We start from the raw sequence: 14976 nt of genomic DNA, 5'->3' as shown, positions 1-14976 counted from the left end.
TCCGATAGTCCCGCGCTCAGACCCAATTCATTTGGTATCGCGCGCCCGACATAGTTAAGTGCCACCATACGCAGAATCAAATGGATAGGGACTAAATTCGCCGTGTCCGTCGGAATGGCAGCCCCCCGCGCGCCCTATGCCTGCGACCCCGACCGCAGCCGCGGCCGGCTGGTCGCCGAGCCCCCGAGCCGGACCCGCAGCCCGTTCCGGCGAGATTGTGACCGGGTGATCCATTCCACCGCGTTCCGCCGCCTGAAGTACAAGACCCAGGTGTTCGTGTTCCACGAGGGCGACCACTACCGCACCCGGCTGACTCATTCGCTGGAGGTGGCCCAGATCGCCCGCGCGCTGGCCCGTCAGCTTGGCCTCGACGAGGACCTCACCGAGACATTGGCCTTGGCGCACGACCTCGGTCATCCGCCGTTCGGGCATGCCGGGGAGCGGGCCCTGGACGCCTGCCTGAAGGAGTTCGGGGGCTTCGACCACAATGCCCAGACGCTGCGCGTCGTGGCTTCGCTCGAGCACCGCTATCCCGAGTTCGATGGGCTCAACCTGACCTGGGAATCGCTGGAGGGCATCGTCAAGCACAACGGTCCGCTGACCGACCGCAGCGGCGCCCCGGCCGGGCGCTACCGCGAGCACGGCGTTCCCGTCGGGATCGCGGACTACATCAAGACCTACGATCTCGAATTGTGGAGCTTCGCATCGTTGGAGGCGCAGGTCGCCGCGATCGCCGACGACATCGCCTATGACGCCCACGACATCGACGACGGTCTGCGCGCCGGCCTGTTCCATCTGGACGATCTCAAGGTAATGCCGCTGACGGCGGAGATCATCGCTGAGACTGCGGCACATTATCCCGATCTTGAAGACGTCCGCCGCGGTGCCGAGCTGGTGCGCGAGCTGATCTCGCACCTGATCGGCGCGGTGTTCGCGGAGACAGGGAAGAAACTCGCTGCCGTGAAGCTGCAATCGGCCCAAGATGTCCGCCGGCAAAGCCAGTCGCTGGTCGCGTTTCCCGCCGAGGTGGCGGAGGAAGAGGCCGCCATCAAGGCCTTCCTGTACCAGCACATGTACCGCCACGAGCGGGTGATGCGGGTGATGGGCGAGGCCGAGCAGATCCTGTTCGACCTGTTCGCAAAATACCTGAAATCCCCCAGCGAGCTGCCGCCGGAATGGCTGCTGGGGTCGGAGGCGGACAACGAGGGTGACCGGGCCCGCCGGATCGGCAATTTCATTGCCGGAATGACCGACCGCTTCGCCCTGACCGAGCACCAGCGGCTCTTTGACTCGACCCCGGATTTGCGTTAGGCGGCGGCCATGCCCCAGACATCCTCATCGCTGCATCTGTTCGCCGACGTGCTCGCACGCGTGCACGCTGCCTGCCGCGCGCTTGCGGCAGACGCCAACTGGCCCGAGGGCATCGATTTCTCCCGCGTCGTGGTCGAGCCGCCGCGCGATGCCTCCCATGGCGACATGGCGACCAATGCCGCCATGGTGCTTGCGAAAGAGGCAAAGGCAAAGCCGCGCGATCTCGCCGAGCAGATTGCCGAACGGCTGCGTTCCGACGCGCTGATCGCCAAGGTCGATGTCGCCGGTCCCGGCTTCATCAATCTGACGCTGAAGCCGGCTGCCTGGGCCGAGGCGCTGCGTACCGTACTGCGCGAAGGTGCCGATTACGGCCGCATCCACGGCGGCTCCAAGGTCAATGTCGAATACGTCTCGGCCAATCCGACCGGACCGATGCATGTCGGCCATTGCCGCGGCGCCGTGTTCGGCGACGCGCTGGCGAGCCTGCTCCAGTTCGCCGGCCACGACGTCACGCGCGAATATTACATCAACGATGCCGGCGCCCAGGTCGACGTGCTCGCGCGCTCGGCCTTCCTGAGGTATCGCGAGGCGCTCGGCGAGGACATCGGGGCCATTCCGGAAGGGCTCTATCCCGGCGACTATCTGAAGCCGGTCGGCGAGGCGCTGGCGAAAGAGCACGGCGACAAGCTGCTCGCCAGAAGTGAGGCCGAGTGGCTGCCGATCGTGCGCGCCAAGGCGATCGCGATGATGATGGACGAGATCAAGGACGATCTCGCCGCGCTCAACATCCGCCACGACGTGTTCTTCTCCGAGCGCTCGCTGATCGAGACCGGCAACAACAAGGTTGCCGAGACCATCGACTTCCTGCGCGCCAAGGGCGACATCTATGAGGGGCGCCTGCCGCCGCCGAAGGGCGCGCCGGTCGAGGATTGGGAAGACCGCGAGCAGCTGCTGTTCAGGGCGACCGCCTACGGCGACGACGTCGATCGCCCGCTGATCAAATCGGACAATTCCTACACCTACTTCGCCTCCGACATTGCCTATCACAAGAACAAGTTCGACCGCGGCTTTGCCGAGATGATCGACGTCTGGGGCGCCGATCATGGCGGCTACATCAAGCGCATGCAGGCCGCCGTGAAAGCGACGACCTCGGGCAAGGGATCACTCGACGTCAAGATCGTCCAGCTCGTGAAGCTCTTGCGCAACGGCGAGCCGGTGAAGATGTCCAAGCGGAGCGGGGACTTCGTCACCTTGCGTGAGGTGGTGGATGAAGTCGGCCAGGACGCCGTCCGCTTCATGATGCTGTACCGGAAGAACGACGCGGTGCTCGATTTCGACCTCGCCAAGGTCATGGAACAGTCGCGCGACAACCCGGTGTTCTACGTCCAATACGGCCACGCCCGCGGCCACTCGATCTTCCGCAACGCCCGCGCCGAGGTGTTCCCGGAACTCCCGGAGGATGCCGGCGCGCGGATCGCATGGCTTACTGAGTCGGCGGTGGAGCGGCTGTCGGACCCGGTCGAACTCGATCTTCTTAAGCGCCTCGCAATTTATCCGCGCATGCTCGAGGCTGCCGCCGCGGCCCATGAGCCACACCGAATTGCCTTCTATCTCTATGACTTAGCGAGCGAATTTCACGCACTTTGGACGAAAGGGCGCGATTTGCCCTATTTACGCTTCATTATCAATAATGATGCAGATCTTACAAAGGCGCGATTGGCAATGGTCCAGGGCGTCGTCTCGGTCCTGGCATCGGGCCTCGCCATCCTCGGCGTCCATGCCCCGGACGAGATGCGGTAGTTTGGGGCGAACTACTTAAGGGGAATTCGGGGGTAACCGGCAGAAGCCGGATCGCTTAGACTTGGTTGAAAGCCTTGTGGGTCGAAAGCCGTGCCTTGGTCGAGGGGCGCGCGGCTTTCCCGAAGGGACGCATCATCACGATGGCCGAACGATATCAGGACAGACCGTTTCCTTCCGATGACTATGGTCGCGGTGGCGATCAGCATGGGAAGGCGGAAAGCGATCCCTTGGCCGAGCTCGCCCGTCTGATCGGGCAGACCGATCCGTTCGCCGCGCAGTCGCGGCCGACGGCACGTCCGCCGGCAGCGCCCTCTCAGAGCTATCAGGACGACGATTACCGCCAGGTCGATGATCAGCAGGATTACGCCGAGCAGGTGCCGCCGCCCGGGCCGCCCTCATGGATGCGGCGCGCCAACGTGCAACCGCAGCCGGCACCGGCGCCGGAGCCCGACTATCCCGTTTCGGTAAGCCCGGTTCACCCGCTGCATCGCTACACGGCCAAGCCTGCCGCGCCCGAGCCTGTCGTTCATCAGCCTCAGGCCTACCAGGACCACTCCTATCAAGATCAGACTTATCAGGAGCAGGCCTATCAGCAGCACGGTCAGGCCCACCAGGAGCAGTCGTATCAGGAGCCGTATGCGCAGCCCGATCCGTCGCGCTACGACGATGCGCTCTATGGTCGGCTGGAGACGGGCGAGCAGGACTTTCAGCGCGAGCCGGCCTATCCCGACGACCCTTATGCCTACCAAAGCGATTTTCCCGAGGACGAGGTCGAGGAGCCGAAGAAGCAGCGCGGCGGCATGATGACGGTTGCGGCGATCCTGGCGCTTGCCGTGGTCGGCACCGGCGCCGCGTTCGCCTACAAGACCTATATCGGTTCGCCTCGCAGCGGCGAGCCGCCGATCATCAAGGCCGACAACACGCCGACCAAGATCGTGCCGGCGCCGACGGACTCCGCGGCCAAGGTGCCGGACCGCATGGTCAGCGGTGACGGCACTGAAAAGATCGTGCCGCGCGAGGAGGCGCCTGTCGACGTTAACGCCAAGGCGGGCGGGCCGCGCGTGGTGTTCCCGCCGCTGAACCAGAATGCGAACCCGCCGTCGGTGGCGAGCGTGTCGCCGTCTACCGTGCCGCCGCCGAGCGCGGGCCCGACTCCAAGCAACGGCACCATGCCGAACAATTCGCCGCGCCCGATCAGGACCGTGGCGGTGAAGGGTGACCAGACCGATAGCGCCGTGCCGCAATCGGCTGCCGCCAAGCCGACGGCCGCCGCGCCGAAGCCTGTTGCCGCGCCAGTTGCGCCCGCCGCGCCGCGCAATCCGCCGACCTCGGCCAATGCCAGTGCCAACCAGCCGATGTCGCTCGCGCCGCAATCGGCACCGGCGGCCGAGCCGCCGCAGCGGATGGCGGCCACCAACCCGACGCAGATTGCGCCCACCAGCAGCGGCGGCGGCTACATCGTGCAAGTCTCCTCGCAGCAGAGCGAGGACAGCGCCGCCGCGTCCTACCGGGTGCTTCAGGGCAAGTACGGCAGCGTGCTCGGATCCCGCTCGCCGGTGATCAAGCGGGTCGATCTGACCGATAAGGGCAAGGGGATCGTCTACCGCGCCTTCGCCGGACCCTATGGCTCGGTCCAGGAAGCGACGCAGGCTTGCAACAATCTGAAGGCCGCAGGGCTGTCCGACTGCTTCGTCCAGAGGAATTAGCGGCGGTTTCCTTGACCCCCTGACGGGGCAGGGTTAATCGGCCGTTATGAGCACGCGGGCCTTCATTACCGGCGTATCCGGAACGGAACTGACCGCCGCCGAGCGGGAGTTTATCCGTGCCGAACGCCCATGGGGCTTCATCTTGTTCAAGCGCAATGTCGCGACACCGGCGCAAGTTGCTGCGTTGGTTGCGGAATTGCGTTCAGTCGCGAATGCCCCCGAGGCGCCCGTCCTGATCGACCAGGAGGGCGGACGGGTGCAGCGGCTAGGGCCGCCGCACTGGCCGGTTTATCCGCCGGGAGCCGTTTTCGCGAATTTGTACGACACTGATTCGGCCCTCGGGCTCGCTGCGGCGCGCCTCAGTGCGCGCCTGATCGCAGCCGATCTCGTTGATCTCGGCATCACCGTGGATTGCCTGCCGCTGGCGGACGTGCCGGTGCCGGGCGCTGACGCGGTCATCGGCAACCGGGCCTACGGCACGGAGCCGGGCAAAGTCGCGGCGATTGCCCGCGCAGTCACCAAGGGCCTGGAGCAGGGCGGCGTGCTCCCGGTGCTCAAGCACATTCCCGGGCATGGCCGCGCCACCGCCGACACCCATTTCAAGCTGCCAACCGTCGACACGCCCCTGGACGAGCTGGAGCGGACCGATTTCGCCGCGTTCAAGCCGCTGGCTGATCTGCCGATGGCCATGACTGCACATGTTGTGTTTAGCGCCTTCGACCCCGCCCATCCGGCGACGACATCTGCGACAATGATTGCTGACGTGATTCGCGGCGCAATCGGGTTCCAGGGTTTGTTAATGAGTGATGACGTGTCGATGAACGCGCTGTCGGGGAATATCGCCGAGCGGACCCGCGCGATCTTCGCGGCCGGCTGCGACGTGGCCCTGCATTGCAACGGCAGCATCGAGGAGATGCGCGACGTCGCCAGTCAGACTCCTGAACTGGCCGGCCGGGCGTTGGAGCGGGCGAAAGCCGCGCTCGCCGCACGCAAGCCGCCGCAGCCGTTCGACCGCGTGGCCGCACGCACTGAGCTGGACGCATTGATCGCACGGGCAAACACGGCATCGGCATGACCGCAGAAATCCTATCGTTCGAAACCGGGCGGCCCGCAGAGCTCGCCGAGGGTGAGCCGGCGTTGGTGGTGGACGTCGAGGGCTATGAGGGCCCGCTCGATTTGTTGCTCGCGCTGGCGCGACAGCAGAAGGTCGACCTCGCCAAGATCTCGATCCTGGCGCTCGCCGACCAGTACCTCCATTTCATCGAAGCCGCGCGAAAGATCCGGCTGGAGCTCGCCGCGGACTATCTGGTGATGGCCGCATGGCTCGCCTTCCTGAAGTCGCGTCTGCTGCTGCCGGAGCCGCCGAGCGCGGAAGGCCCGAGCGCCGAGCAGATGGCGACGGCGCTCGCCAACCGCCTGCGCCGGCTGGAAGCCATTCGCGAAGCCGCCAACCGGCTGATGAACAGGCCGCAATTGCAGCGCGACATCTTCCCGCGCGGCGAGCCCGAGCACATCGCCGAGATCAAGCACCCGAAGTACACGGCAACGCTCTACGACCTGCTCACCGCCTATGCCGCGCAGCGCCAGTCGCGCGTGCTGGCGAGCGTGCATCTGGCCAAGCGCACGGTGTGGTCGCTCGCCGAGGCACGCGCCACGCTGGAGCGGCTGGTCGGCAGCATCACCGAGCAGGACGATTGGGGTGTTCTCGACGACTTCCTGATCCGGCATGTCGCCGACCCGACGCAGCGCGCAACGGTGTTCGCCTCGAGCTTTGCCGCCGCGCTCGAATTGGTGCGCGAAGGTCAGCTCGAGCTGAATCAGAAGGAAGCGTTTGCGCCGATCTATTTCCGGAAGGGGCGCCCAAAACCGGTTCCAGACGCAGCTCCTGCGCCTGATGCGCCGGTCGCTTAAGTGCAAGAAGGAGAATCTGCCATGGCAAGCCTGGCTGAAGTGCGGGTAGAAGAGGCCGAGCCGATGGAGAACGAATCCCAGGCGCGCCCCGAGGAATTGCGGCTGCTGGAGGCGCTGCTGTTCGCCTCGAGTGAACCGCTGGACACCGCGACGTTGGCCAAGCGCATGCCCGAAGGCGTCGACGTCAAGGCTGCGCTCGAGCAATTGCAGGCCGATTATGCCTCGCGCGGCGTCAACCTCGTCCGCGTCGCAAACAAATGGACGTTCCGCACCGCCGGCGATCTGGCCTGGCTGATGACGCGCGAGAGCACCGAGACTCGGCGCCTGTCGCGTGCCGCGATCGAGGTGCTGGCGATCATCGCCTATCACCAGCCGGTGACGCGGGCCGAGATCGAGGAGATCCGCGGCGTCGTCACGTCGAAGGGCACGCTCGACGTGCTGCTGGAGACCGGCTGGATCAAGCCGCGCGGCCGTCGCAAGACGCCCGGCCGTCCGCTCACCTTCGGAACCACGGAGGAGTTCCTGTCGCAGTTCACCCTGGAGCAGCTCGGCGACCTCCCGGGCCTGGAAGAGCTCAAGGGCACTGGCCTCCTGGATTCGCGCCTGCCGACCGGCTTCAGCGTGCCGACGCCGTCGGATGATCCGGCCCTGCGTGAGGACGAGGATCCGCTGGAACCGGGCGATGACCTCGATCTCGCGCTCGCGCCTGCGGTCGAGCCCGAGAGCCCGCCGGATGGCGGCAATGAGGGGGGCGGCGAGGGCGGCACCGAAGAGTGACGCCCCGGCGAAATACGGGCCCCTGCGACAGTTAACACTAGCAAGATTGCGTAGCGCCGACAGCGAATTGGCGCCGCCTTGGTCCTTGTTTTTGAGACCTGCCAAGCCTAGGTTTCGGTGAAGATCGGCCGGGTCCCCGGCCATGCGCGTTTGGAGGGTTGCAGGATGGGTTCACTCAGCATTTGGCACTGGATCTTGGTGATCGCAGTGGTCCTGCTGCTGTTCGGCCGCGGCAAGATTTCGGATCTGATGGGCGACGTGGCGCAGGGCATCAAGGCGTTCAAGAAGGGCATGCAGGACGACGACAAGCCTGCCGAGAAGCCCGAGCCGGCCAAGTCGATCGAGCACAATGCGGCGCCGACCGCGGCACGGTCCGACGTCGGCAGCAAGGCCGTCTGAGCCGGAAGCAGCACGCGAGACGCGGGTAGCGGCCCCGATCCTGCGCGCAAGGGATTGGGCCGGGTCCGGCTTCGCGTGAACGGAAGACCTCATGTTCGACATCGGGTGGAGTGAACTGGTCCTCATCGGGGTCGTGGCCCTGATCGCCATCGGCCCGAAAGAGCTGCCGGGCGTGCTGCGCATGGTCGGGCAATGGATGGGCAAGGCGCGCAAGATGGCCGCCGAATTCCAGGGCCAATTCCAGGAGGCGATGCGCGAGGCCGAGATGGCCGACCTCAAGAAGAGCTTCGACGAGGTCAAGGAAGCCGCCACGGGATTCAATCCGCTGACCTCGCTCCAGAAGGACGTGAGCGACGCGCTTCGCGTCGATGCGCTGGACAAGCCGGCCGAGCCGTCGGCCGCCACGGCCGTCGATCCGCCCGTCACGCCCACGACACCGGAGAGCCCAACGCCTTCGACCTTCATGGAAGCCGAAGCGCATGCGGCCGCGAACGAGCCGCTCGCGATCACCCGTGAGGTCGAACAGGCGACGGTTGCGCAGGACACCGCGCCATCCGAAGCGATCAAGGACGCCAAAGCGTCATGACCGACGCCGATATCGAGGCCAGCAAAGCCCCGCTGATGGACCACCTGATCGAGCTGCGCTCGCGGCTGATCAAGGCGTTGCTCGGCTTTGGCGTGGCCTTCATCTTCTGCTTCTTCTTCGCCAAGCAGATCTACAACGTGCTGGTCTGGCCGTTCGTGTGGATCGCGGGTCCCGAGAACTCGAAATTCATCTACACGGCGCTGCTGGAATATTTCATCACCCAGCTCAAGCTCGCCCTGTTCGGCGCCGGCTTCATCTCGTTCCCGATCGTGGCGACGCAGATCTACAAATTCGTCGCGCCCGGGCTCTACAAGCACGAGAAGCAGGCCTTCCTGCCGTATCTGGTCGCGACCCCGTTCTTCTTCGTGCTCGGTGCGGCGCTGGTCTATTTCGTCGTGCTGCCGATGCTGGTGCGCTTCTCGCTCGGCATGCAGCAGGCCGGCGGCGACGAGACCGCGCAGATTCAGCTGTTGCCCAAGGTCGGCGAATATCTGTCGCTGATGATGTCGCTGATCTTCGCCTTCGGCATCGCCTTCCAGCTGCCGGTGATCCTGACGCTGCTCGGACGGATCGGCATCGTGAGCTCGAAGATGCTGCGCGAGAAGCGGCGCTATTTCATCGTGATGGCCTTCGTGATCGCGGCCGTGCTGACGCCACCCGACGTGCTCAGCCAGTGCTCGCTCGCGATCCCCCTGATGGCGCTCTACGAGGGCTCGATCATCGCGGTGGCGATGGTGGAGAAGAAGGCGGCGGCCTCGTCGCAAGCCACCGGCACCGACGTGTCGACGCCGGCCAAGCCGGCGGAGTAGGGCACTTTCGCACTATCATGTCGCTGCTCAGCCCATGATTCGTCATGCCCGGGCTTGACCCAGGCATCCACGACTTGATCTAAGGCGGCAGACACGTGGATGGCCGGGACAAGCCCGGCCATGACGGGAAGACAGCCATGCACGACATCAAAGCGATCCGCGACAATCCGCAAGCCTTCGACGCCGGCCTCACCCGGCGTGGCCTGAAGCCGATGTCGGCCTCTCTGCTTGCGATCGACGAGAAGCGGCGTGCAGCGATCCTGGCCTCCGAGCAGGCGCAGGCGCGGCGCAACGCGGCCTCGAAGGAGATCGGCGACGCCAAGAAGGCCAAGGACGAGGCGCGTGCGGCCAAGCTGATGGCCGAAGTCGCCGAGCTCAAGACCACGATGCCGGACCTCGAAGCGGCCGCGAAAGCCGCTGACGATGAGCTCGCCAGGGAGCTGTCGGCAATCCCCAATCTGCCGCTCGGCGAGGTACCCGATGGCGCCGACGAGCATGGCAACGTGCAGCGCCATGTCTTCGGCAACAGGCGCAACTACGCGTTCGCGCCCAAACCCCACGACGATCTCGGCGGCGCGCTCGGTGACATGGATTTCGAGACGGCGGCAAAGCTCTCCGGCGCGCGCTTCGTCGTGCTGAAGAAGGGGCTTGCGCGGCTCGAACGCGCGCTCGGTCAGTTCATGCTGAACCTGCATGTCGACGAGCATGGCTATACCGAGATTAATCCGCCGCTGCTGGTGCGCAACGAGATCATGTTCGGTACCGGACAGTTGCCGAAATTCGAGGACGACCAGTTCTGGGCGATCAAGGGCGAGTTGCTCGCCGCGCCCGAATATGAGCGGCTGCAGACTGAACGTCTCGGCATCATTCCGACAGCGGAGGTAGCGCTTACCAACCTGGTGCGCGAATCCATCGTTGACGAGAAGCAGCTGCCGATGCGTCTCACGGCGCTGACGCCCTGCTTCCGCGCCGAGGCGGGTGCGGCGGGGCGGGACACGCGCGGGATGATCCGCCAACACCAGTTCACCAAGGTCGAGCTGGTGTCGATCACGACGCCGGAGACCAGCAAGGATGAGCACGAACGTATGCTCGCCTGTGCCGAGGAGGTGCTGCGGCGGCTCGGCTTGCACTACCGCGTCATGACGCTGTGCACCGGAGATATGGGTTTTTCGTCGCAAAAAACCTACGACATCGAGGTCTGGATGCCCGGGCAGGGCGAGGGCGGGGCGTTCCGCGAGATCTCGAGCTGCTCGGTCTGCGGCGACTTCCAGGCCCGCCGCATGGATGCGCGCTCGCGCGGGCCCGACGGCAAGCCGCGCTTCGTGCACACGCTGAACGGCTCTGGCACCGCGCTCGGCCGCGCGCTGATTGCCGTGATGGAAACCTATCAGCAGGAGGACGGCTCGATCGCGGTCCCTGACGTGCTCCAGCCCTACATGGGCGGGCTGAAGGTGATCGCACGCGACTAAAGCGTTTTCCCGCGAAGTGGGCACCGGTTCGCGTCCGAAACGCGGCATGACGAGAATCGCGTTGCGAAGATCGGGCGGCCGGCTATCCTGCCGGCCCGTCCACGCGAACCCCTCCGTTCATGGCCTTGCACCGCGACATCTTCTGGGTCGGCCGACAATGGGCGGTGACAGGGGCCGGGATCCAGGCCGTCGATCAGCGCCTCCGCGGCGTTCTCGACATCGAGATCGCGCGGCTCTGGGACGACGATCTCGTGCAGAGCCGGCGGGCCAAGCCCGGGGTCAATGCAGCGGATTTCGACAAGGCGCTGACCGTGGCACGCGAACGCTTTCCGCAGGAGCCGACGTCTGACCCGTTCGTGGCGCAGCTGAAGGCGCTCGGCGTCATTGAGGCTTCCGTCGTGAACCAGGTCGTGCCGGCGATGCAACTGCGTGCGGAAGGCCGGCTCGCGCGCTTCCTGCCGCAATGGCGCATTCGCCGCTAGCGGGACCCAGCCAGGGAACCAGCCGGCGGACCGCAATCGTCCGGTTTGCCTGATCGGCCCTGGCCGGATAAGACGGCTCAGACCCGCTTTCAGGAGTCGAACCTTCCGCATGCGCATTCTCTGCACCAATGACGACGGCATCCACGCTCCCGGCCTCAAGGTCGTGGAGGAGATCGCGCGCGCCTTGTCCGATGATGTCTGGGTGGTGGCGCCCGAGCTCGACCAGTCCGGCGTGTCGCATTCGCTGTCGCTGAACGATCCCTTGCGTCTGCGCGAGGTCGGCCCGCGGCACTTCGCCGTGCGCGGCACGCCGACGGACTGCGTCATCATGGGGGCCCGCCATATCCTGGGTGCCAAGCTGCCCGATGTCGTGCTGTCCGGGGTCAACAAGGGCCGCAACGTCGCCGAGGATGTCGTCTATTCCGGCACCATTGCCGGCGCGTTGGAAGGCACCATCCTGGGATTGCCGTCGTTCGCGCTGTCGCAGGAGTTCAGCGTCGAGACGCGCGAACGGCCGCCTTGGGATACGGCGCGCAAATTCGGACCGGATATCCTGCGCAAGGTGATCGCCGCCGGCGTTCCGAAGGACACCGTTATCAACATCAACTTCCCGTCCTGCGCGCCGGAGGATGTGCTGGGCATCCGCGTCACGCGGCAAGGCAAGCGCAATCTCGGCTTCCTCAGGATCGACGAGCGCAGGGACGGCCGCGGCAATCCCTATTTCTGGATCGGCTTCGAGCGCACCGCGATGCTCGACACGCCCGCCGACGGCACCGATCTCGCGGCGCTGCGCGAGCGCTACGTCTCGGTCACCCCGCTCCGGCTCGACCGTACCGACGAAGCGTTTTCGGAGCAGCTGGGCCTCACCCTGAAATAAAGGCTAGCCGCCGCGAAGCGCGGCCTCGATGGTCTTGCCGAGCGCGTCGAGCTGAAACGGCTTTTGCAGCGCCGGCCGGTCGCGATATTGCTCGGGCAGGCCGGAGGAGCCGTAACCGGTGGCGAAGATAAACGGGCAGCCCTTGGCCATGATGACATCGGCGACGGGCGAGATGACCTTGCCGTTGACGTTGACGTCCAGAATGGCGAGGTCGAAATCGGTGGATTGCGCAAGCCGCATGGCCTCGGTGATGTCACCCGCCTCGGCGGCTACCTTGTAGCCGAGCTCCTCCAGCATATCCGTGACCATCATTCTGATCATGACCTCGTCCTCGACGAGGAAAACAGAGCGGCCCGAAAGCCCTGTCGCAGTCATGGTTGAGTCCTTGCCCATTCTCGTAAACGTTCGCAGATAACGATAGGCGACGCAATGCGCGTTTCGGCGAACGCAAACCCCACAAATGGCTTAGCGCTTTGAATGCCTGTTGTGGTCAAATGCTGCGCCGAAAGGCTATCATGAGTTCCTGAGCCGGAACAAGATTCTCGTCTCGGGTTCTTGCGGTGCAGTACGGCGATCCGCCAGACGAGATGAGCAATAGCAGCAATGACGCCCGACCAGCAGCCGCCGGAAAAGATGATGTTTCAGCTCACGCTGAGGCGTCGTGGCATCAGTGATCAGGCCGTGCTGCGGACCATGGAAGAGGTGCCGCGCGAGCTTTTCGTCGACGAGGCCGATCGCGACGGCGCCTATCGCGACAGCGCGCTGCCGATCGCCTGCGGGCAGACCATCAGTCAGCCCTTCGTCGTTGCCTACATGACCGAGCAGCTCCAGCTCCAGAAGCAGCACCGGGTGCTGGAAATCGGCACTGGCTCGGGCTACCAGGCCGCCGTGCTGTCGCGGCTCGCCGGCCAGGTGCTGACCGTCGAGCGCTATCGCAAGCTGGCCGAGGCGGCACGCGCCCGGCTTGAGAAGCTCGATTGTCACAATGTCGAGGTGATGCTCGGGGACGGTCTCAATCTGCCTCCCAACATCGGCCCGTTCGACCGCATCATCGTCACCGCCGCGATGGAGCAGATTCCGGAGAACCTGGTCGAGCGGCTGGAGGTCGGGGGCATCCTGATCGCCCCCGTCGGCCCGCATCAGGGCGTGCAGACGCTGACCCGCCTGGCCCGGACCGAAACCGGGATCGAGCACAAGGAACTCGTCGAGGTCCGCTTCGTGCCGGCCCTGCCCGGTGTGGCGCGGGAGCTGTAGAATCCCGGATCGGCAGTGCCGCCAACATCTTATTGTGAGGGTTAAGCCGTTATTTACTCGGCGCGTGTTTACTTAAAACACCAGTTCTGTTGCGTACGAGTGAGTAACCATGTCCGCTGTCGCCGAGTTGCTTTACTCGCGCCGCGTGCCGCAGGTCGCGGTGCTGGCGCTGATCTCCTTCAGCTTTGCAGGGTGCAGCGCCGACATGTCGTCGCGGCTGTCCCAGTCGAACTTCTCCAATCCCTTCGCCTCCGAGCAGACCGGTTCGGTGCAGCAGCCACCGCCGCCGCAGCGTGAGCTGCCGCAATACGCGCGGCCGCAAACGCAGCCCGGTTACTACCAGTCGCAGGCTTTGCCTCCGCCCGCGGTGTCCGCCCCGCAATCCTATCCCGTTGCCTCCGGCAGCGGCGTATCCGGCGGCGGACGCGGCGTCAGTTCATATGCGCCTCCGGCGCAACCGCACCTGGAGACCACGGCTACCGTGCCGCCGCGGTCGGTCGCGGCCGCCCAGCCGGTCGGCGGGACCAAGATCATCGTCGGCACCAGCGATACGCTCGACGTGCTCGCCAAGCGCTATCACGTCACGCCGCAGGCCATCCTGGCCGCCAACGGCTACAAGGGGCCGCGGGCGCTCTCGCCCGGCCAGCAGCTGATCATTCCGTCTGCGGCGACGACAGTTGCACCGGCGCCCACGATGGCTCCGGTTGCGGCTGCGCCTGCAGCGAAGCCGGTTGCGGCCGTCGCCGCACCGCCGAGCACGCACTTCGTCAACCGCGGCGACACGCTGGCCAGCATCGCGCGCAAGAACCACGTCTCGGCGGCAGAGCTCGCCCGTGCCAACGGCCTCGATCCGTCGGCAAAGCTCAAGCTCGGCACCAAGCTGACCGTGCCCGGCGCCAAGACCGCCGCCGTTGCGGCGCCGGTTGCTGCGGCTCCGGTCGCGGCCGCACCGGTGGCCGGAACGCTCCAGCCCGTCGCGGCAGCTCCGGCGCCCACGACCAAAATGGCCACTGCCGCCGCGCCCGTGCAGAGCGCGCGTCTCGCCCAGGCCACGAGCAATGTCGAAGAGAAGCCCGCTGAGACGCCGGCGAAGGCTGCGGAGGCCACCGGCGCGCTGCCGACCTTCCGCTGGCCCGTCCGCGGCAAGGTGGTCACGACCTATGGCGCCAAGACCAATGGCAAATCCAATGACGGCATCAATCTCGCGGTGCCCGAGGGGACGCCGGTCAAGGCAGCCGAAGACGGCGTCGTCGCCTATTCCGGCAACGAGCTGAAGGGTTACGGCAATCTGGTTCTGGTTCGGCACTCCAACGGCTACGTCACCGCATATGCCCATGCGAGTGAGCTGTTGGTGAAGCGCGGCGATACCATCAAGCGCGGCCAGGTCATTGCCAAGTCGGGTCAATCCGGGGAAGTGGCGTCGCCGCAGCTCCACTTCGAGATCCGCAAGGGGTCGAGCCCGGTTGACCCGCTTCAATTCCTGAACGGGGCGTGAGGCGCGGGCCCGGAGCAGGGCACGCGATCACCAGAAGCACACTGTCGTCGCCCGGCTTGACCGGGCGATCCAGTATTCCAGAGACAGCTATTGTTGAGCC

15 protein-coding genes are annotated in these 14976 nt (G+C 65.6%); 14 read left to right on the top strand and 1 reads right to left on the bottom strand.

Going from position 1 to position 14976, the window contains the following annotated elements; translation table 11 throughout:
* Positions 1-114 precede the first annotated feature (114 nt).
* The 12 genes from DCG74_RS25235 (at position 115) to surE (ending at position 12127) form a co-directional block, all read left to right on the top strand.
* On the top strand, positions 115-1311 hold the full coding sequence (locus DCG74_RS25235) for a deoxyguanosinetriphosphate triphosphohydrolase (RefSeq protein WP_210268104.1): 1197 nt from the start codon (positions 115-117) through the stop codon (positions 1309-1311).
* 9 nt (positions 1312-1320) lie between these two features.
* On the top strand, positions 1321-3111 hold the full coding sequence (argS, locus tag DCG74_RS25230; RefSeq protein ID WP_172783661.1) for an arginine--tRNA ligase: 1791 nt from the start codon (positions 1321-1323) through the stop codon (positions 3109-3111).
* A 140-nt stretch (positions 3112-3251) separates the two neighbouring features.
* Complete coding sequence (locus DCG74_RS25225) at positions 3252-4817, top strand: SPOR domain-containing protein (protein WP_172783662.1); 1566 nt, start codon at positions 3252-3254, stop codon at positions 4815-4817.
* A gap of 46 nt (positions 4818-4863) precedes the next feature.
* A complete protein-coding gene (gene nagZ, locus DCG74_RS25220; RefSeq protein ID WP_172783663.1) occupies positions 4864-5892 on the top strand; it encodes a beta-N-acetylhexosaminidase in 1029 nt (342 codons plus the stop codon).
* Positions 5889-6728 carry a ScpA family protein gene (locus DCG74_RS25215; RefSeq protein WP_172783664.1) on the top strand — a complete coding sequence of 280 codons (840 nt, stop codon included), beginning with the start codon at positions 5889-5891 and terminating at the stop codon, positions 6726-6728. The genes nagZ and DCG74_RS25215 overlap by 4 nt, the downstream gene beginning before the upstream one ends.
* A gap of 21 nt (positions 6729-6749) precedes the next feature.
* Entirely contained in the window at positions 6750-7505 is a 756-nt protein-coding gene (scpB, locus tag DCG74_RS25210; protein ID WP_172783665.1) for an SMC-Scp complex subunit ScpB, read from the top strand.
* A gap of 165 nt (positions 7506-7670) precedes the next feature.
* Positions 7671-7904: a twin-arginine translocase TatA/TatE family subunit gene (locus DCG74_RS25205; protein WP_018642198.1), complete on the top strand. Its 234-nt coding sequence runs from the start codon at positions 7671-7673 to the stop codon at positions 7902-7904.
* Between the two features lie 91 nt (positions 7905-7995).
* Positions 7996-8490: a Sec-independent protein translocase protein TatB gene (gene tatB / locus DCG74_RS25200; protein WP_172783666.1), complete on the top strand. Its 495-nt coding sequence runs from the start codon at positions 7996-7998 to the stop codon at positions 8488-8490.
* Complete coding sequence (tatC, locus tag DCG74_RS25195; protein WP_172783667.1) at positions 8487-9299, top strand: twin-arginine translocase subunit TatC; 813 nt, start codon at positions 8487-8489, stop codon at positions 9297-9299. Before tatB ends, tatC begins: the two co-directional genes overlap by 4 nt.
* Positions 9300-9436: 137 nt before the next feature.
* A complete protein-coding gene (gene serS / locus DCG74_RS25190; protein WP_172783668.1) occupies positions 9437-10768 on the top strand; it encodes a serine--tRNA ligase in 1332 nt (443 codons plus the stop codon).
* 119 nt (positions 10769-10887) lie between these two features.
* Entirely contained in the window at positions 10888-11250 is a 363-nt protein-coding gene (locus DCG74_RS25185; RefSeq protein WP_172783669.1) for a hypothetical protein, read from the top strand.
* A 109-nt stretch (positions 11251-11359) separates the two neighbouring features.
* Positions 11360-12127, top strand: a complete 768-nt coding sequence (gene surE, locus DCG74_RS25180) for a 5'/3'-nucleotidase SurE (RefSeq protein WP_172783670.1) — start codon at positions 11360-11362, stop codon at positions 12125-12127.
* A 3-nt stretch (positions 12128-12130) separates the two neighbouring features.
* Here the strand turns inward: surE and DCG74_RS25175 are convergent, their stop codons facing one another.
* Positions 12131-12502 (bottom strand): response regulator, encoded by a 372-nt coding sequence (locus DCG74_RS25175; protein ID WP_172783671.1) that lies wholly within the window; start codon positions 12500-12502, stop codon positions 12131-12133.
* A gap of 228 nt (positions 12503-12730) precedes the next feature.
* On the opposite strand from DCG74_RS25175, the gene DCG74_RS25170 reads away from it, so the two are divergent.
* Both DCG74_RS25170 and DCG74_RS25165 read left to right on the top strand, forming a co-directional pair.
* Positions 12731-13381, top strand: a complete 651-nt coding sequence (locus DCG74_RS25170; protein ID WP_172783672.1) for a protein-L-isoaspartate(D-aspartate) O-methyltransferase — start codon at positions 12731-12733, stop codon at positions 13379-13381.
* Positions 13382-13490: 109 nt separating this feature from the next.
* Complete coding sequence (locus DCG74_RS25165; RefSeq protein ID WP_172783673.1) at positions 13491-14876, top strand: peptidoglycan DD-metalloendopeptidase family protein; 1386 nt, start codon at positions 13491-13493, stop codon at positions 14874-14876.
* Positions 14877-14976 lie beyond the last annotated feature (100 nt).

Source organism: Bradyrhizobium sp. WBAH42, from assembly GCF_024585265.1.
In the GTDB taxonomy this organism is placed as follows: domain Bacteria; phylum Pseudomonadota; class Alphaproteobacteria; order Rhizobiales; family Xanthobacteraceae; genus Bradyrhizobium.
This window is presented reverse-complemented; position numbering and strand designations above follow the sequence as displayed.

What these genes read in the sequence shown, in the direction of transcription:
- DCG74_RS25185 (WP_172783669.1), top strand. Translation starts at nt 10,888, where the DNA reads ATGGCCTTGCACCGCGACATCTTCTGGGTCGGCCGACAATGGGCGGTG.
- DCG74_RS25170 (WP_172783672.1), top strand. Translation starts at nt 12,731, where the DNA reads ATGACGCCCGACCAGCAGCCGCCGGAAAAGATGATGTTTCAGCTCACG.
- tatC (WP_172783667.1), top strand. Translation starts at nt 8,487, where the DNA reads ATGACCGACGCCGATATCGAGGCCAGCAAAGCCCCGCTGATGGACCAC.
- nagZ (WP_172783663.1), top strand. Translation starts at nt 4,864, where the DNA reads ATGAGCACGCGGGCCTTCATTACCGGCGTATCCGGAACGGAACTGACC.
- DCG74_RS25215 (WP_172783664.1), top strand. Translation starts at nt 5,889, where the DNA reads ATGACCGCAGAAATCCTATCGTTCGAAACCGGGCGGCCCGCAGAGCTC.
- argS (WP_172783661.1), top strand. Translation starts at nt 1,321, where the DNA reads ATGCCCCAGACATCCTCATCGCTGCATCTGTTCGCCGACGTGCTCGCA.
- DCG74_RS25235 (WP_210268104.1), top strand. Translation starts at nt 115, where the DNA reads ATGGCAGCCCCCCGCGCGCCCTATGCCTGCGACCCCGACCGCAGCCGC.
- scpB (WP_172783665.1), top strand. Translation starts at nt 6,750, where the DNA reads ATGGCAAGCCTGGCTGAAGTGCGGGTAGAAGAGGCCGAGCCGATGGAG.
- DCG74_RS25175 (WP_172783671.1), bottom strand. Translation starts at nt 12,502, where the DNA reads ATGACTGCGACAGGGCTTTCGGGCCGCTCTGTTTTCCTCGTCGAGGAC.
- tatB (WP_172783666.1), top strand. Translation starts at nt 7,996, where the DNA reads ATGTTCGACATCGGGTGGAGTGAACTGGTCCTCATCGGGGTCGTGGCC.
- DCG74_RS25165 (WP_172783673.1), top strand. Translation starts at nt 13,491, where the DNA reads ATGTCCGCTGTCGCCGAGTTGCTTTACTCGCGCCGCGTGCCGCAGGTC.
- DCG74_RS25225 (WP_172783662.1), top strand. Translation starts at nt 3,252, where the DNA reads ATGGCCGAACGATATCAGGACAGACCGTTTCCTTCCGATGACTATGGT.
- serS (WP_172783668.1), top strand. Translation starts at nt 9,437, where the DNA reads ATGCACGACATCAAAGCGATCCGCGACAATCCGCAAGCCTTCGACGCC.
- surE (WP_172783670.1), top strand. Translation starts at nt 11,360, where the DNA reads ATGCGCATTCTCTGCACCAATGACGACGGCATCCACGCTCCCGGCCTC.
- DCG74_RS25205 (WP_018642198.1), top strand. Translation starts at nt 7,671, where the DNA reads ATGGGTTCACTCAGCATTTGGCACTGGATCTTGGTGATCGCAGTGGTC.